The following is a 19,447-nucleotide window of genomic DNA, read 5'->3' on the forward strand; positions in this document are numbered from 1 at the left end:
CGTTAACGGTAACGCGTTTCTCCTGAATACACGCGGCGCGCTTGAGTTCATCGCGAGCAAGCTCGCTCCTACAAAGGCCAGTACGTCATTGATTCAGGCGTTTATCGATCAAGTCTTGCACCACGCTCGGGTCAGCCAGGGTCGAAGTGTCGCCCAGGCTGTCGAGTTCATTGCAGGCGATCTTGCGTAGAATGCGCCGCATGATCTTGCCTGAACGGGTTTTCGGCAGGGCCGGCGCCCACTGGATCAAATCCGGTTTGGCGAAACTGCCGATTTCCTGGCTGACGAGGGCCAGCAATTCTTTCTTCAGTTCATCGCTGGTTTCGACGCCTTTCATGGGCGTGACGAAGACATAGATGCCCTGGCCTTTGATGTCGTGGGGATAACCGACTGCAGCTGCTTCGGCGATGCTCTCGTGCAGCACCAGGGCGCTTTCCACTTCGGCGGTGCCGATGCGGTGGCCGGACACGTTGATCACATCGTCGATGCGCCCGGTGATCCAGTAATCACCATCTTCATCGCGTCGTGCGCCGTCACCGGTGAAGTAGTAGCCGGGGTAAGGTTTGAAATAGGTGTCGACCATGCGTTGCGGGTCGCGATAGACGCTGCGGATCTGTGCCGGCCAGCTGGACTTCAAGGCGAGTACGCCGCTGCCGGCGCCTTTGATTTCCTTGCCCTGCTCGTCGAGCAATACCGGCTGTACGCCGAACATCGGTTGTGTCGCGCAACCGGGCTTGATCCGCTGTGCACTGACCAGCGGGCTGAGCATGATGGCGCCGGTTTCGGTCTGCCACCAGGTATCGACGATCGGGCAGCGCTCTTCGCCGACCTCATGGAAGTACCACTGCCACGCTTCCGGGTTGATCGGCTCGCCGACCGTACCGAGCAGCCTGACGCTGGCGCGGGATGTTTGTTTCAACGGTTCGGGGCCTTCGCGCATCAGCGCACGCAGCGCCGTCGGGGCGGTGTAGAAAATGTTCACCTTGTGCTTGTCGATCACCTGCCAGAAGCGCGAGGTACTCGGGTAGCTCGGTACGCCTTCGAAGATCAGCGTGGTCGCGCCGTTGGCCAGCGGGCCGTACACAATGTAGCTGTGGCCTGTGACCCAGCCGATGTCGGCGGTGCACCAGAAGACTTCGCCATCGCGGTAGTCCAGCACGTACTTGAAGGTCATCGCGGCTTGCAACAGGTAGCCGCCGGTGGTGTGCAGCACGCCTTTGGGTTTGCCGGTACTGCCGGAGGTGTAGAGGATGAACAACGGGTCCTCGGCGTCCATCGGCTCGGGCAGGCAATCGGCGCTGGCATCGTGCAGGGCCTGCTGATACTTGATGTCCCGTCCATCGACCCAGTTCACCTGCCCCTTGGTGCGCTCGACCACCAGCACGCTGCTCACGTCCGGGCAGCTTTGCAGCGCCTTGTCGACGTTATGCTTGAGGGGCACGACCTTGCCGCCGCGCACGCCTTCGTCCGCGGTAATCACGGTACGACAGTCGGCGTCGAGAATACGATCGCGCAACGAGTCCGGGGAGAAGCCGCCGAACACCACCGAATGCACCGCGCCAATGCGGGTACAGGCCAGCATGGCGTAGGCCGCCTCGGGAATCATCGGCAGGTAGATGCACACGCGGTCGCCTTTTTTCACGCCACGGCTTTTCAGCACGTTAGCCAGGCGGCAGACGTTTTCATGCAAATTTTTGTAGGTAATGGAGGTGGAGTCGGCAGGGTCGTCGCCTTCCCAGATGATGGCGACCTGATCGCCGCGTTTTTCCAGGTGCCGGTCGATGCAGTTGTAGCTGACGTTCAGCTTTGCACCGGCAAACCAGCTGGCCTCACCGGTCTTCAGGTCGTAGCGCTGGACGGTCTGCCACGGTGCGCTCCAGTCGAGGAAGCGGGTGGCCTGTTCAGCCCAGAACGTACTGGGGTGTTCAACGGACTCGCGGTACAGGCGCTGATAGTCGTCTTGACTCAATTGTGCAGCCCGGCGGACGGCATCGGCTTTGGGGAACGTGCTGATATCGAACATGACGGTTCCTTATTCTTGTTTTGCGACAAAGATAAAGATGCGCCGAGTAGTCAAAGGGTTCAAGTCAGTCGCCAATCGGTATGGAGACAGGCTCACCGCAGAATGAGAGAACACCATAAACCACTGTGGGAGCAGCCGGTCGACGCTCGATTGCTCGCGATGGGGGCGTGACAGTCAATATAGTTGTCGACTGTCAGACCGCTATCGTCGGATCGCCGCCCGGAGCAAGCTCGCTCCCACAGGGAATTTCTTTCGTCCACAGACTCTGTGCTCTACACAAAGCCTGTGGGCTGTGCTGTCAAATCACCCGCGGTGACGACCACGGAAGTAGTTGATCAGCCCTTGGGTCGAGGCGTCCTCGGCCGCGGTTTCTTCGCTGCCGACCAGGCGGTTGTAGACGCCTTTGCCCAGCTCCTTGCCCAGCTCCACTCCCCACTGGTCGAAGGCGTTGATGCCCCAGATCACGCTTTGCACGAAGACTTTGTGCTCGTACATCGCCACCAGTGCGCCGAGGCGACGCGGGCTGATGCGCTCGACCACCAGGGTGTTGCTCGGGCGGTTGCCCGGGATCACCTTGTGCGGCGCGAGTTTGTGCACCTCGGCCTCACTCATGCCTTTCTCGCGCAGTTCGGTTTCGGCCTCGCCAAGGGTCTTGCCGAGCATCAGCGCCTGGCTCTGCGACAGGCAGTTGGCGTACAGCCACTGGTGGTGGTCGGACACCGGGTTGAAGCTTACGATCGGCACGATGAAGTCAGCCGGGATCAACTGGGTGCCCTGGTGCAGCAACTGGTGATAGGCATGCTGACCGTTGCAACCTACGCCGCCCCAGATCACCGGCCCGGTGTCAGTGGACACAGGCTTGCCGTCCTGGCGTACGCTCTTGCCGTTGGATTCCATGTCCAGCTGTTGCAGGTGCTTGGTGATGTTACGCAGGTAATGGTCGTACGGCAGGATCGCGTGGCTTTGGGCGCCCCAGAAGTTGCCGTACCACACGCCGAGCAAGGCCAGCAGCACCGGCATGTTCTGTTCGAACGGCGCGCTCTGGAAGTGCTGGTCCATGGTGTAGGCACCGGACAGCAATTCCTTGAAGTTGGACATGCCGATGGCCAGGGCAATCGGCAAGCCGATGGCCGACCACAGCGAGTAGCGCCCGCCGACCCAGTCCCACATCGGGAAGATGTTCTCTTCGCGGATGCCGAACGCTACCGCGGCGGCGTTGTTGCTCGATACCGCGATGAAGTGACGATACAACTCGGCTTCCGAACCACCCTGAGCCAGGTACCAGGCACGGGCGGCCTGGGCGTTCTTCAGGGTTTCGAGGGTGTTGAAGGATTTCGACGAGACGATGAACAGCGTGGTTTCGGCACGCAGCTTCATGGTCAGTTCGTGGAACTCGCTGCCGTCGATGTTCGCCAGGTAATGGCAACGCACGCCTTTCTGGGCGTAAGACAGCAGCGCTTCGGACACCAGCTCAGGGCCGAGGAAGGAGCCGCCGATGCCGATGTTGACCACGTCGGTGATCGGCTTCTCGGTGTAACCACGCCACAGACCGTCGTGGATACGGCCGACGAGGTCGGTGATCTGGTTCAGCACTTTGTGCACTTCGGGCATCACGTTGACGCCGTTGACCGACAGCTTGTCGCCAACCGGGCGGCGCAGGGCGGTGTGCAGGGCCGGACGGCCTTCGGAAGAGTTGACGATTTCGCCGTCGAACAGCGATTTGATTGCGCCCTTGAGGTCGACTTCGTTGGCCAGACCCACCAGCAAATTGCGGGTTTCGGCGTTGATCAGGTTTTTCGAATAGTCGAGAAACAGGCCGCAGCTGCTGAGGGTGAATTGAGTAAAACGCTGCGGATCGGCATTGAAGGCTTCGCGCATGCTGAAATCCTGCATGGCTTGGCGGTGGTCATTCAACGCTTGCCAGGCGGGCAAAGCGGTAACGTCGTGAGGAGTGCGGTAATACGCCATCGCTGCGGGTTTCCTTATTACTTGAACGGCCTTTTGAACACTAAAAATCCCGGAGCGCTGTGGGTGGGCGTTCCGGTCAACTGCGTCGAAACGATTTCATGGCGCAGGGCGAATACAGTAAACCCCGCGCAATGATCTGTCTTGCCTTTGTCTGACCTGTTTCCGGTACTTTTTTAACACCAAAGTTAGGAACGGTCCGACAAACGGAAGAGACAGGACTCGGATCAGGCGACCTGGACCGGAATGGCGTTGCTGGTGTGGCTCAGTTCATTGCCCGGCGCCATGTAGAGCATGCGCGGCTTGAAGTTGAGCAGTTCGGCTTCGCTGTAATGGGCGTAAGCGCAGATGATCACGCGATCGCCGACCTTGGCCTTGTGCGCCGCGGCGCCATTGACCGAGATCATGCGCGAACCTTCTTCACCACGGATGGCGTAGGTGGTGAAGCGCTCGCCGTTGTCGACGTTGTAGATCTGGATTTGTTCGTACTCGTGGATGCCGGACAGGTCCAGCCATTCACCGTCGATGGCGCAGGAGCCTTCGTAATCGAGTACAGCGTGGGTGACTTCGGCGCGATGCAGCTTGGCTTTGAGCATGATGGCGTGCATGAGTATTTCCCAGGTCGGAATCGAACGGCGGGCAGCGCCCACAGGCGCGTAGGAGCTGCCGCAGGCTGCGATCTTTTGATCTCGCCGTTGCTTTTGGTTTTGTTGTTTGATCTTGCTGCTTAAACCGCAGCGTCGAGGTTCAGGTGCAGGTTGTCGATCAACCGCGTCGTACCGAGGAACGCCGCCACCAGAATCACCAGGTCACGATCCTGCGCCGTCGCTGGGCGCAAGGTCAGGGCATGGCGGACTTCCAGATAGTCAGGACGCAGGCCGGCCGTTTCGAGCTGTTTGATCTGGGTGTCGATCAGCGCCGGGTAGTCGCGTTCGCCCTGCTTGATCGCCTCGCCGATCGCTTTCAGCGTGCGGTAGACCACCGGTGCCACAGCGCGTTGCTCTTCGTTGAGGAAGCCGTTGCGCGACGACAGCGCCAGGCCATCGGCCGCCCGTACGGTCGGCTCACCGATGATCTGGATCGGCATGTTCAGGTCATGTACCAGCGCACGTATCACCGCCAGTTGCTGGAAATCTTTTTCGCCGAAAATCGCCAGGTCCGGCTGGACCATGTTGAACAGCTTGCAGACCACTGTCGCCACGCCTTCGAAATGCCCCGGCCGGCTGGCACCGCACAGGCCTTCGGACAATTGCGGCACGCTGACGCGGGTCTGGCCGGTCATGCCGTCGGGGTACATCTCTTCAACAGTGGGGGCAAACAACAAATGGCAACCGGCCTGGAGCAGTTTTTCCTGGTCGGCGGCGAGGGTGCGCGGGTACTTGTCGAGGTCTTCGCCAGCACCGAATTGCAGCGGGTTGACGAAAACGCTCGCAACCACGAAGTCCGCCCGCTGGGAGGCTTTGGTCACCAGCGCCACGTGGCCGCTGTGCAGGTTGCCCATGGTTGGCACAAAGGCGATACGCTTGCCTTCGCTACGGGCACGGGCCACTGCGGCCCGTAGTTCGCGTACGGTTTTTACGGTGTTCATGCAGAGAATCCGTGTTCGATCCCAGGGAAGGTCGCCGCTTTGACTTCAGTCACGTAGGCATTCAGTGCTGCTTCAATGCTGGTTTGGCCAGTCATGAAGTTTTTTACGAATTTTGGCAAGCGGCCGGTAATGGACAGCCCCAGCATGTCGTGCAGAACCAGCACCTGGCCGTCGGTGCGATTGCCGGCGCCAATACCAATCACCGGTATCTTCACCGCCTGGGTGATTTCTTCGGCCAGTTCGCTCGGGACGCACTCGAGCAGCAACATTGCCGCCCCGGCCTGTTCCAGGGAAATCGCGTCGGCACGCATCTGCCTGGCCTGGTTTTCATTGCGACCCTGGACCTTGTAGCCGCCAAGGATGTTCACCGATTGCGGCGTCAGGCCCATGTGCGCGCAGACAGGGATGCCGCGTTCGGCCAGCAGGCGGATCGAATCGGCCAGCCACAACGCCCCTTCAACCTTCACCATATGCGCGCCGGCCTGCATCAACAGGGCGCTGTTGGTCATGGCTTGCTCGGTGGTGGCGTAGGCCATGAAAGGCAGGTCGGCGAGGATCAAGGCGTCGCTGTTACCGCGTTTGACGGCGGCCACGTGGTAAGCCATTTCTGCGGTGGTGACAGGCAAGGTGCTGTCATGGCCCTGCAAAACCATGCCGAGGGAGTCGCCCACCAGCAGCACTTCGACGCCAGCCTGATTGCAGGCGTGGGCGAAGGTCGCGTCGTAGCAGGTCAGCATGGTGATCTTTTCACCTTTTTGCTTCAGACCTTGCAGAGTGGTCAGGGTGATGGCTGGCATGAAAAACTTCCTCATTCAGGCGCTGTGGAAACTACTGCGAGTAACGCGCGTGATTCTTCGTTGAATACAGGCGCACGTTCTTTAGTCGTGCTTTTAAGGCCTGGATTGCGCCCTTGAATGCCGTGTTAGCGGCAGCGGGACGCCTATAGTCGTGAGGAGAACGAGGGAAGTCAATTGCGTGTGTTACCGCATTGTTACGGGTGGGGTGTTACCGGGGTAACTGATGCGATTCAGCAGCAGATGCCGCGCTCGACGCAAAACCAATGTGGGAGCGAGCCTGCTCGCGAATGCGGTGTGCCAGTCAACACCAATGCGAAATGACACACTGCATTCGCGAGCAGGCTCGCTCCCACAGGGGATTTGGGTCAGTTCCGGGGGAGGCGTTCCAGGCCGACGAACGGGCATGCCTCGAGCAGTTCGGCCAAGGTCCGGCCATCGGCCAGGCGCAGATCCGCAGGGGCCAGTTCCGCCAGCGGATACAACACGAAGGCCCGTTCCTGCATATGGTAATGGGGAACCTTGAGGCGCGGTTCGTCGATCAGGCGATTACCGAACAGCAAGATGTCGAGGTCCAGCGTGCGTGGCCCCCAGCGCTCAAGGCGCTCGCGACCCTGGCCGTTTTCGATGGCCTGCAAGGCATCCAGAAGGTCCAGCGGCGCCAGCGTGCTGTCGAGAGCGGCCACCGCATTGGTGTAGCGCGGTTGTCCGGGTAGCAGAGAGTCACTTTGATAAAACGCAGAAACCCCGACCAGCGCCGTTTGTGGCAAATGCGCCAGCGCCTCGATGGCGCTGCGCAATTGTTCGGCGGGGGCAGCCAGATTGCTGCCCATGCCGATGTAGATGCGTTCCATGGATTACTCGCCCGTGGTGCTCGAGGCGCCGGCGGCGCGTTTGCGCTTGGAACCACCGCTGCGGCGACGCTTGCGCGGGGCGCCGGTGCCTTCGTCCTTGCCGCTGAGGTCGCGAATCATGTCACGGCGCTCGCTTTCGTTGGCGTCCTGGTAGTCCGTCCACCATTCGCCCAGGCCATCGGTCTGCTCGCCGGCGCTTTCGCGTAGCAGCAGGAAGTCGTAGCCGGCGCGGAAGCGCGGATTGTCCAGCAACAGATCGGCACGTTTGCCGCTGCGGCGCGGCAGGCGTTCCTGCATGTCCCAGATCTCGCGGATCGGCATGGTGAAGCGTTTCGGAATCGCGATCCGCTGGCACTGTTCGGCAATCAGCTCGTGTGCCGCTTCCTGCATCGCTGGAATCGGTGGCATGCCCCGCTCCTGCAGGCGCAGGACGCGGGCCGGCAGGGCAGGCCAGAGCAGGGCTGCAAACAGGAACGCCGGGGTGACCGGTTTGTTCTGCTTGATCCGCAGGTCGGTGTTGATCAGGGCTTCGCTGATCAGGGTGTGGGTGTACGTCGGGTTGTATTCCAGTGCTTCGGCGCTGGCCGGGAACAGTGGATCGAACAACTGCAGGTCGACCAGCATTTCAAACGTATCGGCGGCATGACCGGAGAGGAACAGCTTGAGCACCTCTTCGAACAGGCGGGCCGACGGGATCTCGCGCAGCATCGGTGCCAGGCCGCGGATCGGCAGGGCGCTGTGTTTTTCGATGCCGAAGTTCAGCTTGGCGGCGAAACGCACGGCCCGCAGCATCCGTACCGGGTCTTCCTGGTAGCGTTGCGTCGGATCGCCGATCAGGCGGATCAGGTGGTTGCGGATGTCGTGTACGCCGTTGGCGTAGTCGAGGATGCGTTCGCTGACCGGATCGTAATACAAGGCATTGATGGTGAAGTCGCGACGTTGCGCGTCCTCTTCCAGGGTGCCATAGACGTTATCGCGCAAGATGCGCCCGCTTTCGTTGCGCGAAGACTGATTGCTGTCTTCCTCGTCTTCGTTCTGCGGGTGATTGGCGCGGAAGGTCGCGACTTCGATGATTTCGCGGCCGAAGTGGATGTGCACCAGTTTGAACCGGCGCCCGATGATTCGCGCGTTACGGAATTCGGCCCGTACCTGCTCCGGTGTGGCGCTGGTGGCAACGTCGAAATCTTTCGGTGTGATACCCAGCAGCATGTCGCGCACGCAACCGCCCACCAGGTAAGCCTGATAACCGGCGCTCTGCAGGCGTTCAACGATATTCACCGCGTAGCGGCTGAATTGCGCCTTCTGCAGCGAGTGTTGGCCGCTGTTGAGCACTTCAGGCGTGCTGCGAATGTGTTGCGTAGGACGCTTGGGAGAACGGAATGACTGGAACAGCTTCTTCAGCATGGGATGCACTGTTTGAAGGAATATTCGGCCATAACAGAAGAATGACCGCATGATGGGCGGGGATTCTAGCATTTAGTCGGGGGATGGTGTAGGACACAGCAGATATGAGCTGTAAGGCACAGGATGTAGGAGCTAGCTTGCTCCGGGCGGCGTTCCGACGATGGACGTGAACGATTACGCGTAAACCAGATGCCCCGATGTGCCTGTGGGATTTTCGCGAGCAGGCTCGCTCCTACAGTGATACGCGGGGTTTTCTGAATCGCAGAAACCACAAGGGGAGCCGAAGCTCCCCAAGAAGTAGTTGCATGCTCTATTTTTATTTTTGGTTTCGGGCTTCTTGTTTTTGTTGAGTGCCCTCGCCATGAAGCTTTCCTTCATGACCCTCCCAATCGGGAGTCAAGAGCAAACGGATTGCTTTGGTCGCTGTGTTGCAGTGATCTTGCGATCCAACCAGTACAGGCTCTGTCTTAAGACAGTTTTTGTTGTTCTCGGCCTGGTCGTGGGGCTAGCCCCAAATACAACACCTCTCCAAAAGAATCAGTTAGCTGCGCCTCTCGCCGTCTTGTTTTTATTGTGCGTGAGTCGATTCGTCTTATTTTTATTGTCTTGTGCATTGCTTGTTATTGTTCTTGTACCAAACATATAGCAGGGTGCGTGCCAACTTTTGCGAAACCCAATAAAACAAGGGGTTAGGCCGGCTGCAAGGCAATTCGAAGGCCAAAAAAAACCGGGGCTTCGTTACCGTAAGCCCCGGCTTCTGTTACGTGAAAAAACTGAGGTAACAGTTTTTCCACAAAGTCACGTGTTACCCGCACATGAGACAGGTGTGGTTCAGCTTTCGCTGGCCACCCCGGTCTTGCGCCGCGGGATGCCCAGGCGCTGACGGCGCTCCCACAGGCATTTGCGGCTGACCCCGAGTTTGCGGGCCAGCTCGGTTTCGGTCATGTGGTCCTGGTGCTCGAGGACGAAATGCTGGAAGTAGTCTTCCAGGGAGAGGTCTTCGGTCGGCTCGTGATTGCTGTTACTGGCATTGCCATTGCCCTGTTGTGGGGGCAGGCCAATGAATTCGTCGTCTTCCAGGTCGCCCAGCTCGATGTCGATGCCCAGCAGCTCGGCGGAAATTTCCGGGCTTTCGCACAGGATAACGGCACGCTCGACGGCATTTTCCAGTTCGCGAACGTTGCCCGGCCAGGAGTAGTGACGAATGGCTTGCTCGGCATCCGCGGCGAATTTCAGGTCGGTGCGGTTGATTCGCGCACTTTGCCGCGCCAGGAAGGCGTTGGCGATTTCGTTGACGTCCGCACCGCGTTCGCGAAGGGCTGGCAGCTTCAGCGCGATAACGTGGAGGCGGTAATACAAGTCTTCGCGGAACTGGCCGATCTTCGCCAGGCTCTTGAGGTCGCGGTGAGTCGCGGCGATCAGGCGCACATCGACTTTTTGCGACTGCACCGAGCCCACGCGACGAATTTCGCCTTCCTGCAATACGCGCAGCAGGCGAGCCTGGGCTTCCAGTGGCAGTTCGCCGATTTCGTCGAGGAACAAGGTGCCGCCGTCCGCCGCTTCCACCAGGCCGGCGCGTCCGGCGCTGGCGCCGGTGAATGCGCCTTTCTCGTGGCCGAACAGTTCGGACTCGATCAGGCTTTCCGGAATAGCCGCGCAGTTCACCGAAATCATCGGTGCCTTGGCGCGTTTGGACAGGTTGTGCAGGGCGCGCGCCACCAGCTCTTTACCGGTGCCCGATTCGCCCTGGATCAGAACGTTGGAATCGGTTGGTGCCACTTTGCGGATCTTGCCGTACAGGTCCTGCATCGGTGGGCACGAGCCAATAATGCCGATTTCACCGTTGCTGTTGTCGGTACCGGATTTTGCCGCGCCGTTGGCTGCTTTGCCGGCAACGGCCTCACCACCGGTTTGTACCGTTTGTCGGTCACGCAGGATTCGTGCGGCGGCTTGCAGCATTTCGTCGTGGTCGAATGGCTTGGCAATGTAATCCACTGCACCCATTTTCATCGAGTCGACTGCCGAGCGCAGGCTGGCATAGCTGGTCATGATCAGCACCGGCGTGCCTTGGGCTAGCTTGATCAGCTCCGTGCCGGGCGCGCCCGGCAGGCGCAGGTCACTGATGATCAGATCGAACGAGGGAATGGTGAAGCGTTCTTGTGCTTCCTGCACTGATCCGGCTTCGCTGACCTGGTACTGGTTACGTTCCAGCAGGCGGCGCAAGGCGGAGCGGATAATGGTTTCGTCTTCGACGATCAAAATGTGCGGCATTGATTCGATACTCTCGACGGTCTCAGTTCACAGCGGACGTCGCTTCGACATGACGCGGCAAAGTAACCCTGATTCGGGTGCCGCGTTGGCTTTGAACATCAGCCGGGCTGTCGATGGTGATTTGTCCATAATGCTCTTCAACGATGGAATAGACCAGTGCAAGGCCCAGACCGGTGCCTTCGCCAGGGTCCTTGGTGGTGAAGAAAGGTTCGAACAATCGGTCCATGATGCTCGACGGAATACCACTGCCTTCGTCTTCCACGATCAGATCGACCGTGTGTTCGCCAGCTTCGCTCTTGACCCGTACCGCACTGCCGGGAGGCGAGGCGTCACGGGCGTTTGAAAGCAGATTGATCAATACCTGTGCCAGCCGTTGCGGGTCGCCTTCGACCCAGTGTTCGGGGTCGCACAGGTTGTAGAACTGCACTTCGAAGTTGCGTCGGTTCAGGGCCAGCAGGCCGATGGCATCCTGAGCGACTTCGGCCAGACAGACGGGCTCGTCGCTGTGCTGATGGCTGCCGGCATGGGCAAAGCTCATCAGTGACTGGACGATGCGCGACACGCGTTTGGTCTGCTCGAGGATCTGGCCGCTGATTTCCTTCAGTTCGCCGTCTTCTTCACGTTCTTCGCGCAGGTTCTGCGCCAGGCACGCGATACCGGTGATCGGGTTGCCGATTTCATGGGCCACGCCGGCCGCCAGTCGACCGATGCTGGCCAGACGCTCGGAATGCACCAGTTTGTCCTCGAGCATCTGGGTTTCGGTCAAGTCTTCCACCAGCAACACCAGGCCACTGTTGCCCGGCGCGAGGGGTTCGTCGATCGCCGCTTTGTGCAGGTTCAACCAGCGTGTCTGGCCGTCGAGGGCCAGGTGCTGCTTGTGCAAGTGTTCGTCCGGCAGGTTGATGAAACCTTGCAGCAGTTCTTTCCAAGGATCGGCAATGGTGCTCAGGCGCGAACCGACCACGCGCTGCGCGGTGATGCCGGTGAGTTCCTCCATGGCCTTGTTCCACATGAGGATTTCCTGGTCCTTGGCCAGCGAGCAAACGCCCATCGGCAATTCCTGCAAGGTCTGGCGGTGATAGCGGCGCAGGGCATCGAGTTCGGCGGCCAGGCCGGTCAGGCGCGAGTGGTAATCCTCGAGACGACTTTCGATGAAGTGAATGTCTTCGGTGACGTAGTTTTCGCCGCCGGCCTTGTAGGGCAGGAAGGTTTCGACCATGTCCTGGGCCACACTCGGGCCCATCAGGCCGGAGAGGTTGGCTTCGATGCGGTCGCGCAGGCGGCGCAGGGCGTATGGTCGGCGTTCATCGAAAGGCAGGTAGAGATCGCGCAGCGCTTGCTCGACTTCTTTCTGCGCAGCCTTGGCACCCAAGGGTTTTGCCAGTTGCGTGGCGAACTCCTGGGGCGAGGCGGCGTGCAGTTCCCGGCGTTGCGGGCGGCGCACGTTATCCACGGCGCAGGCTTCGGCAGCGCTGGCCTCTTCGGTGCTGGCGTTGGTGAACAGCGAGATCAGGGTGAACATCAGCACGTTGGCCGCCAGCGAGGCAATCGCCGCCATGTGCCAACTGGTGTCGTCCAGCACGTAGATCATGTTCAGCAGCGGAATGTAGAAGCCTTGCAGGTTGCCGACCAGGGGCAACAACATGGTCACCAGCCACACCAGGATCCCCGCCAGCAAACCGGCGATGAAGCCGCGACGGTTGGCGGTCGGCCAATACAGGACCGAGAGCACACCCGGCAGGAACTGCAACGTGGCGACGAACGCGACAATGCCGAGGTTGGCCAGGTCCTGCTCGGCACCGAGCAGCAGGTAGAAGCCGTAGCCGGCCATGATGATCGCGACAATCAACGCCCGGCGGGTCCACTTCAGCCAGCGGTAGATGTTGCCTTCGGCCGGTGGTTGATACAGCGGCAGCACCAGGTGGTTCAAGGCCATCCCGGACAGCGCCAGCGTGGTGACGATGATCAGGCCGCTGGCAGCGGACAGCCCGCCGACATACGCCAGCAACGCCAGCGCTTTGTTGTTGGCGGCGATACCGATGCCCAGGGTGAAGTATTCCGGGTTGGTGGTGGCGCCCAGTTTCAGGCCGGCCCAGAGAATCAGTGGCACCGCCAGGCTCATCAGCAGCAGGAACAGCGGCAGGCCCCAGCTCGCACTGACCAGCGAGCGCGGGTTGAGGTTCTCGGTAAAGGTCATGTGATACATGTGCGGCATCACGATCGCCGAGGCGAAGAACACCAGCAGCAGCGTACGCCACGGGCCTTCCTGCAAAGGCGTGTGCAGGGCAGCGAGGGCGGTCTGGTTTTGCAGCAGCCAAAGCTCAAGCTGTTGCGGGCCATCGAACACGCCGTAAAGCGCATACAGCCCGACACCGCCGAGGGCGATCAGCTTGATCACCGATTCGAACGCAATCGCGAACACCAGGCCTTCATGCTTTTCGCGGGTGGCGATGTGGCGGGAGCCGAAGAAAATCGTGAACAGCGTAATCAATGCGCAGAAGCTCAGGGCCACGCGATTCTGCACCGGCTCGCGAGTGAGGATACCAATGGAGTCGGCGACCGCCTGAATCTGCAAGGCCAGCAACGGCAATACACCGATCAGCATGAAAATCGTGGTCAGTGCACCGGCCCAGGTACTGCGGAAGCGGAAGGCAAACAGGTCCGCCAGCGACGACAGTTGATAGGTGCGGGTGATCTTCAGGATCGGGTAGAGCAGCACCGGCGCCAGCAGGAATGCCCCGGAAACGCCCAGGTAGCTGGACAGAAAACCGTAGCCGTACTGATAGGCCAGGCCCACGGTGCCATAAAACGCCCAGGCGCTGGCGTAGACGCCCAGTGACAGGGTGTAAGTCAGCGGGTGGCGAATGATCGCCCGCGGGATCATGCCCCGTTCGCTGATCCAGGCCACACCGAACAGCACCGCCAGGTACGCGGCGCTGATCAGGATCATCTGGGTCAGGCTAAAGCTCATCGGCATCTTTTTGGCTCTGCAGGATGAAAGTCACGACGATCAGAATCAGCCAAAGCAGATACGGGCGATACCAGGCGCCAGTGGCGTCGATCCACCAATCCATGATGGCCGGGGAAAACAGGTAAATCCCCACTACCAAAAGCAGGACCAAGCGATAGATGTACATCCCGGCCTCTCTTTTTTATGCGCGTGCCCGAAAACGTGCGGCGATGGTAACGGATGGGCGCGCCACTGCAAGTGCGATCACAACAGCTGCGCCTCGGGCAGGCTCAGTGTGCGCGGGATCAACGAGGCATCCCAGTGGGCAATGCCCCAGTTCAGCACTTCCCGTGGCGTGGCGTAAGCCAGTTCGGTTCCCGGGTTCTGTCCCACCGCCCGTAGCGCCCGCAGCAACAGGGGGGTTGCCTGATCCTCTGTCAGTGGTGGCGAACGGTAGGACTTACCAAGTTTATTGCCATCGGGCTGGGTAATCAGCGGGATATGCAGATAACGCGGCTGCGGCAGACCGAGCAACTCTTGCAGGTAGAGCTGGCGGGGCGTGGAGTCCAGCAGGTCGGCACCTCGAACGATATCGGTGATACCCTGCCAGGCATCGTCCAGGACCACGGCCAATTGATAGGCGTAGAGGCCGTCGCGGCGACGGATCACGAAGTCGCCGACTTCCCGGCCCAGATGCTGGCGGTATTCGCCTTGCACCCGGTCGATGAAGTGGTACTCCAGCTCCGGAACACGCAGGCGGATGGCGGCCCCGTCGGTGCCATGGCCGGCATTGCGGCACAGCCCCGGATAAATCCCGTGATACGGCTCCAGCTGTTTTCGCGAACAGGTGCAGGCGTAGGCCAGGCCGTGATTGAACAGGCGATTGAGTACCTCGGCGTAGGCATCGTGCCGCTCGCTTTGGCGAACCAGGTCGCCATCCCACTCGAAGCCATAGCTTTCCAGAGCCTTGAGAATGGCCGCCTGGGCTCCGGGTTCTTCACGGGGCGGATCAAGGTCTTCCATGCGCATCAGCCAGCGTCCGCCCACCGAGTGCGCGTCAAGGTAGGAGGCCAGCGCGGCGACCAGCGAGCCGAAGTGCAGATGGCCGCTAGGGGTGGGGGCGAAGCGCCCGATGTAGGTGGGGGAGGTGGCGGTCATGAATGCAATGTCACTTGTTCCGGGCTTGCGCCAGGCACTTGTGGGAGCGAGCCTGCTCGCGAATGCAGTGTATCAGCCAACATCGATGTCGAAGTTGATGGCCCCTTCGCGAGCAGGCTCGCTCCCACAGTATTTTGCCGAGGTGGATCCTGGAAACAAAAACGGAGCGTTCGCACGCTCCGCTCTTCGTTCAAGTCGCCATTATTTGCCGACTTGCTTTTCCTTGATTTCCGCCAGAGTCTTGCAGTCGATGCACAGGTCGGCGGTAGGACGCGCTTCGAGGCGCTTGACGCCGATCTCGATGCCGCAGGATTCACACCAGCCGTACTCTTCGTCTTCGATCAGCTGAAGTGTCTTGTCGATCTTCTTGATCAACTTGCGTTCACGGTCGCGAGCGCGCAGTTCGAGGGCGAATTCCTCTTCCTGGCTGGCACGGTCTGCCGGATCAGGAAAGTTGGCCGCTTCGTCCTTCATGTGGTCCACGGTCTTGTCGACACCTTCCATCAGCTCTTTTTTCCACTGATTCAGGACCTTGGTGAAGTGCTTGCGCATGGGCTCGCCCATGTATTCTTCGCCGGCTTTCTGAACATAGGGCTCGAAGCCGCTGATCGCCTGATTTTGCTGCTTTGCTTGGGTGGACATGAAATAGACCGCCTCTACTCTTGTAATCCATCTGCGCAGGATTGCTCCATCACCGACAACTGCCGGCCCTGCGGCTGCAAGCGGGCGAACTTACCAGATCAACTCGGGCCGCGCTACTCCCGGATGTCGAGCTCGCGGCACATACTGCTTGCAGATCATGACAAACCGTTGTCTGGTGGCTCTGGAACCCTGCTCAATTATTGATTTTAGTCAAACCTTGCGCGCGTGCTTGAGTCGTTTGTGATCGGGGTTACAAGGCCTCTGACCGCTTTAGGTTCTCGCTCGTTCCTGCGCTTGGGTAGAATCGGTTTTTTCTCCGTTGAAGGAAGGCCAATGGCTCAGCCCTACAGTGCCCGCAGTCGCGCGATCGAACCTTTCCATGTCATGGCGTTGTTGGCGCGGGCCAATGAATTGCAGGCAGCCGGCCATGACGTGATCCACCTGGAAATCGGTGAGCCGGACTTCACCACCGCCGAACCGATCATTCAGGCCGGCCAGGCTGCGCTGGCAGCGGGGAAAACCCGTTACACCGCCGCGCGCGGCATTCCGGAGCTGCGTGAGGCCATTTCGGGCTTTTATCACCAGCGTTATGGCTTGAACATCGACCCTCGGCGCATCCTCATCACGCCGGGCGGCTCCGGCGCGCTGCTGCTGGCCAGCGCTTTGCTGGTCGACCCCGGTAAACACTGGCTGCTGGCGGACCCGGGCTACCCGTGTAACCGGCATTTCCTGCGACTGGTCGAAGGCGCGGCACAACTGGTGCCGGTCGGTCCGGATGTGCGTTATCAATTGACGCCAGGCCTGATCGAGCGTCATTGGGACCACGACAGCGTCGGTGCATTGGTCGCGTCGCCGGCCAATCCGACCGGCACGATCCTGACCCGCGACGAGCTGGCGAAGCTGTCTGTCGCGATCAAGGCACGCCACGGTCATCTGGTGGTCGACGAGATTTATCACGGCCTGACCTACGGCACCGATGCGGCCAGCGTGCTGGAAGTCGACGACAGTGCATTCGTTCTGAACAGTTTTTCGAAGTACTTCGGGATGACCGGTTGGCGGCTCGGATGGCTGGTGGCCCCCGACGCGGCCGTCGGTGAGCTGGAAAAGCTCGCCCAGAATCTCTACATCAGCGCTCCAAGCATGGCGCAGTACGCTGCACTGGCCTGTTTCGAACCGGCAACCATCAGCATTCTGGAAGAGCGTCGCGCCGAATTTGGCCGGCGTCGGGATTACCTGCTGCCAGCCTTGCGTGAATTGGGCTTCGGCATTGCCGTGGAGCCGGAAGGGGCGTTCTACTTGTACGCCGATATCAGCAAGTTCGGCGGCGATGCCTTCGCGTTCTGTAAGCATTTTCTCGAAACCGAACATGTGGCATTCACCCCGGGGCTGGATTTCGGGCGTTATAAGGCCGGGCATCATGTGCGGTTCGCCTATACGCAAAATCTCGAGCGTTTGCAGGAGGCGGTCGATCGCATTGCACGTGGTTTGCGGAGCTGGCAAGGCTGATGCGTTTTCATCCTCCCCTTGAAGAAGGGCGCCTGATCCGACGTTACAAGCGTTTTCTCGCCGATATCGAAACCATTGGCGGCGAATTGCTGACCATTCACTGCCCGAACACCGGCTCGATGCTCAATTGTCAGGTCGAAGGCGGGCAGGTCTGGTTCAGCCGCTCCAACGACCCGAAACGCAAGTTGCCTGGTACTTGGGAGATTGGCGAAACCCCGCAAGGGCGGCTGTTTTGCGTGAACACCGCCCGCGCCAATGGTTTGATCGAAGAGGCGCTGCGAGCGGGCGTCATCACCGAACTGAACGGCTTTACCGAACTCAAGCGCGAAGTGGCTTATGGTCAGGAAAACAGTCGTATCGATTTCCGCCTCGATTATCCCGACGGGCCAGCCTACGTCGAAGTCAAAAGCGTGACCCTGGGCTTCGACGGTACGGCGGTGGCAGCGTTTCCCGATGCGGTCACCCAGCGTGGCGCCAAGCATCTGCGGGAGCTGGCGCATTTGGCCAGGGACGGTATTCGCGCGGTGCAGTTGTACTGTGTTTGCCTGACCGACATCGAGGCCGTGCGCCCGGCGCAGGAAATCGATGCGGCTTATGCTCAGGCCTTGCGTGAGGCTATCGCCTGCGGGGTCGAGGTATTGGCTTACGGTGTGCGGTTGAACCACGAAGAAATGCGGGTCGATCGGCGTCTGGACGTGTTATCGGGTGGTTAAAGGCTGATCCAGACCCCCTGTTCATCCTCGCGGCAGGCCACGCCAGTCAAGGCTTGCCCCGCGCAAGGGCCGGCGACGCATTCACCGTCTTCGATCAGGAACAGTGCGCCATGGGTGGCGCACTGGATCAGGCTGTTGCTGGGGTCGAGAAACTGGTCGGGATGCCACTCAAGGGCAACGCCCCGGTGCGGGCAGCGATTGATGTAGACATAAACCTGTCCGCTGCGGCGCACCGCAAAAAACTTTTGGCCACCGATGTCGAAACCGCGGCTGCTGTCGTTGACCAACTCGGCACCTGCGCAAAGCAACTTCATGTCTGTCCTCAGTCCCGCAGCTCGTGACCGGATATGTCTGAGCTTGAGGGTTGAATGCTATCAAATGGCTGCCTCGCCCGTGGAATCCTTTGAAGGAAGCTGCGCCTGACCCTGTCGGTACTTTTCCACAGGCAAAAAAAGACCCGGCAAGAGCCGGGTCAAATAACCGTGATTAGCCTGATGAGGAGATAATCCGAGAGTCCGAACCAAGGGCTTTTCAGAATATCGACCAGTCTCGCGACCAGTTGTGATAATCATATCGATTCTCATTACCAAGTCAACCGCTGTTTTTTGATTTCTTTGCGATTTTCCGGATTTGCGTCTGCAGGCCCCGTAATCATTGGACTTCAGGCTGCAAAGCTGCAGAAATATTGGTCGGATCAAATCTTGTGGCGTGTAGAGATGGCTTCCAGCTGTTTGTTCAGTGCTTCCTTGCGCTCGGCAGGAATGTCGTTCCAGTGAACGTCCATCAGGGCGCCTTCAATTGCGTACAACAACACCTTGGACGCCCGAAAACCGCGCGTGCGCACGGCCCGATAAGCATCCACCGCCCCGAGGCGACGCAAGTCCGACGCGCTATGGATGCCCACGGCATGCAGCCATTGCGCTGACGTCTTGCCAAGATTCTTCAGGTGTTGCAGTTCATCATTCATCAAGCCTCCTTGCGATGGCCGAATGGAGAGCGTGGGCAATCTTCTGAGGAGTGTAGCCATCAGTAGGAAACGCGTGATTGTTTGCTCGTTTTCGAGGCAAATGCTTCTAAGAAACGAGTATTGGCAGAGCGTGAAAAATCCGCGAACGCAGTAGGAAGAGGTGGGGAATAATCAGGAATTACGGGTGAGAAACCCTCAGTCCAGCGCAGCGAGGGGCGCTGGACGTGTCAGTCAGCGACGATGATCAGCGGGTGCGATAGCGCAATCGCGTGCCGAAGTTCATCGACATCAGGATTTCGTCAGCGCTGAGTTCCACCGGAAAGTAGGCTCCGGAGATTTGCGCGTGGGCCAGGCTCGCGCCTTCCAGGTTCGCTTTGCTGAAATCAATGCCGCGCAAGTCGGCGGAACGGAAGTAGGCGTTGCTGAAATCCACACCATCGGCATTCAGTTCGCGCAGGTCGAGCCCCCGGAAATCTCCACCCGCCATGTCGATGGGGCCATCCTTGGGGCGTTCACTGTTGAAGCCTCGGATGTCGTCTTTGTGCAGCAGGGCATAAAGCGGTGTATCGAGAAGTTTCGGCTGGCTCATGTCGCATCACCTGATGTTTTTAT

At 59.8% G+C, this 19,447-nt stretch carries 17 protein-coding genes; 2 read left to right on the forward strand and 15 right to left on the reverse strand.

Annotated elements, in window-relative coordinates:
* Positions 1 to 85: 85 nt before the first annotated feature.
* The 12 genes from acs to dksA all read right to left on the reverse strand — a co-directional run bounded on the left by acs (position 86) and on the right by dksA (position 15,649).
* Positions 86 to 2,023: an acetate--CoA ligase gene (gene acs / locus KGA83_RS03280; RefSeq protein WP_223528381.1), complete on the reverse strand. Its 1,938-nt coding sequence runs from the start codon at positions 2,021 to 2,023 to the stop codon at positions 86 to 88.
* A gap of 303 nt (positions 2,024 to 2,326) precedes the next feature.
* Entirely contained in the window at positions 2,327 to 3,991 is a 1,665-nt protein-coding gene (gene pgi / locus KGA83_RS03285) for a glucose-6-phosphate isomerase (RefSeq protein WP_108216462.1), read from the reverse strand.
* A 224-nt stretch (positions 3,992 to 4,215) separates the two neighbouring features.
* Complete coding sequence (gene panD / locus KGA83_RS03290) at positions 4,216 to 4,596, reverse strand: aspartate 1-decarboxylase (protein WP_108216463.1); 381 nt, start codon at positions 4,594 to 4,596, stop codon at positions 4,216 to 4,218.
* 119 nt (positions 4,597 to 4,715) lie between these two features.
* Complete coding sequence (gene panC, locus KGA83_RS03295) at positions 4,716 to 5,576, reverse strand: pantoate--beta-alanine ligase (protein ID WP_108216464.1); 861 nt, start codon at positions 5,574 to 5,576, stop codon at positions 4,716 to 4,718.
* Positions 5,573 to 6,373 carry a 3-methyl-2-oxobutanoate hydroxymethyltransferase gene (gene panB / locus KGA83_RS03300; protein ID WP_223528383.1) on the reverse strand — a complete coding sequence of 267 codons (801 nt, stop codon included), beginning with the start codon at positions 6,371 to 6,373 and terminating at the stop codon, positions 5,573 to 5,575. Before panB ends, panC begins: the two co-directional genes overlap by 4 nt.
* A 365-nt stretch (positions 6,374 to 6,738) precedes the next feature.
* The gene (gene folK, locus KGA83_RS03305) at positions 6,739 to 7,224 is read right to left on the reverse strand and encodes a 2-amino-4-hydroxy-6-hydroxymethyldihydropteridine diphosphokinase (RefSeq protein ID WP_108216466.1); all 486 of its coding nucleotides are present in this window, start codon (positions 7,222 to 7,224) and stop codon (positions 6,739 to 6,741) included.
* Positions 7,225 to 7,227: 3 nt separating this feature from the next.
* Positions 7,228 to 8,628 (reverse strand): polynucleotide adenylyltransferase PcnB, encoded by a 1,401-nt coding sequence (locus tag KGA83_RS03310; RefSeq protein ID WP_008050165.1) that lies wholly within the window; start codon positions 8,626 to 8,628, stop codon positions 7,228 to 7,230.
* Positions 8,629 to 9,459: 831 nt separating this feature from the next.
* Positions 9,460 to 10,899, reverse strand: a complete 1,440-nt coding sequence (locus KGA83_RS03315; protein WP_108216467.1) for a sigma-54-dependent transcriptional regulator — start codon at positions 10,897 to 10,899, stop codon at positions 9,460 to 9,462.
* Between the two features lie 22 nt (positions 10,900 to 10,921).
* Positions 10,922 to 13,876 (reverse strand): sensor histidine kinase, encoded by a 2,955-nt coding sequence (locus KGA83_RS03320; protein WP_177413222.1) that lies wholly within the window; start codon positions 13,874 to 13,876, stop codon positions 10,922 to 10,924.
* Positions 13,860 to 14,036, reverse strand: a complete 177-nt coding sequence (locus KGA83_RS03325; RefSeq protein ID WP_003176118.1) for a hypothetical protein — start codon at positions 14,034 to 14,036, stop codon at positions 13,860 to 13,862. The genes KGA83_RS03320 and KGA83_RS03325 overlap by 17 nt, the downstream gene beginning before the upstream one ends.
* Positions 14,037 to 14,113: 77 nt before the next feature.
* Complete coding sequence (gluQRS, locus tag KGA83_RS03330) at positions 14,114 to 15,007, reverse strand: tRNA glutamyl-Q(34) synthetase GluQRS (RefSeq protein WP_223528386.1); 894 nt, start codon at positions 15,005 to 15,007, stop codon at positions 14,114 to 14,116.
* 201 nt (positions 15,008 to 15,208) lie between these two features.
* Positions 15,209 to 15,649 carry an RNA polymerase-binding protein DksA gene (gene dksA, locus KGA83_RS03335; protein WP_007971100.1) on the reverse strand — a complete coding sequence of 147 codons (441 nt, stop codon included), beginning with the start codon at positions 15,647 to 15,649 and terminating at the stop codon, positions 15,209 to 15,211.
* Positions 15,650 to 15,982: 333 nt separating this feature from the next.
* On the opposite strand from dksA, the gene KGA83_RS03340 reads away from it, so the two are divergent.
* On the forward strand, positions 15,983 to 17,155 hold the full coding sequence (locus KGA83_RS03340; protein WP_108216470.1) for a pyridoxal phosphate-dependent aminotransferase: 1,173 nt from the start codon (positions 15,983 to 15,985) through the stop codon (positions 17,153 to 17,155).
* The gene (gene sfsA, locus KGA83_RS03345) at positions 17,155 to 17,868 is read left to right on the forward strand and encodes a DNA/RNA nuclease SfsA (protein WP_223528389.1); all 714 of its coding nucleotides are present in this window, start codon (positions 17,155 to 17,157) and stop codon (positions 17,866 to 17,868) included. The genes KGA83_RS03340 and sfsA overlap by 1 nt, the downstream gene beginning before the upstream one ends.
* Here sfsA and KGA83_RS03350 read toward each other — a convergent pair.
* The 3 genes from KGA83_RS03350 to KGA83_RS03360 form a co-directional block, all read right to left on the reverse strand.
* Positions 17,865 to 18,182: a Rieske (2Fe-2S) protein gene (locus KGA83_RS03350; protein WP_108216472.1), complete on the reverse strand. Its 318-nt coding sequence runs from the start codon at positions 18,180 to 18,182 to the stop codon at positions 17,865 to 17,867. The two genes, sfsA and KGA83_RS03350, sit on opposite strands and share 4 nt — an antisense overlap.
* A 380-nt stretch (positions 18,183 to 18,562) precedes the next feature.
* The gene (locus KGA83_RS03355) at positions 18,563 to 18,835 is read right to left on the reverse strand and encodes a TfoX/Sxy family protein (RefSeq protein ID WP_108216473.1); all 273 of its coding nucleotides are present in this window, start codon (positions 18,833 to 18,835) and stop codon (positions 18,563 to 18,565) included.
* Between the two features lie 244 nt (positions 18,836 to 19,079).
* Positions 19,080 to 19,424, reverse strand: coding sequence for a pentapeptide repeat-containing protein (locus tag KGA83_RS03360; RefSeq protein WP_007990076.1), 345 nt, complete (start codon positions 19,422 to 19,424; stop codon positions 19,080 to 19,082).
* Positions 19,425 to 19,447: the final 23 nt, after the last annotated feature.

Origin of the sequence: Pseudomonas sp. GL-R-19, assembly GCF_019956375.1 — a bacterium.
Classification (GTDB): domain Bacteria; phylum Pseudomonadota; class Gammaproteobacteria; order Pseudomonadales; family Pseudomonadaceae; genus Aquipseudomonas.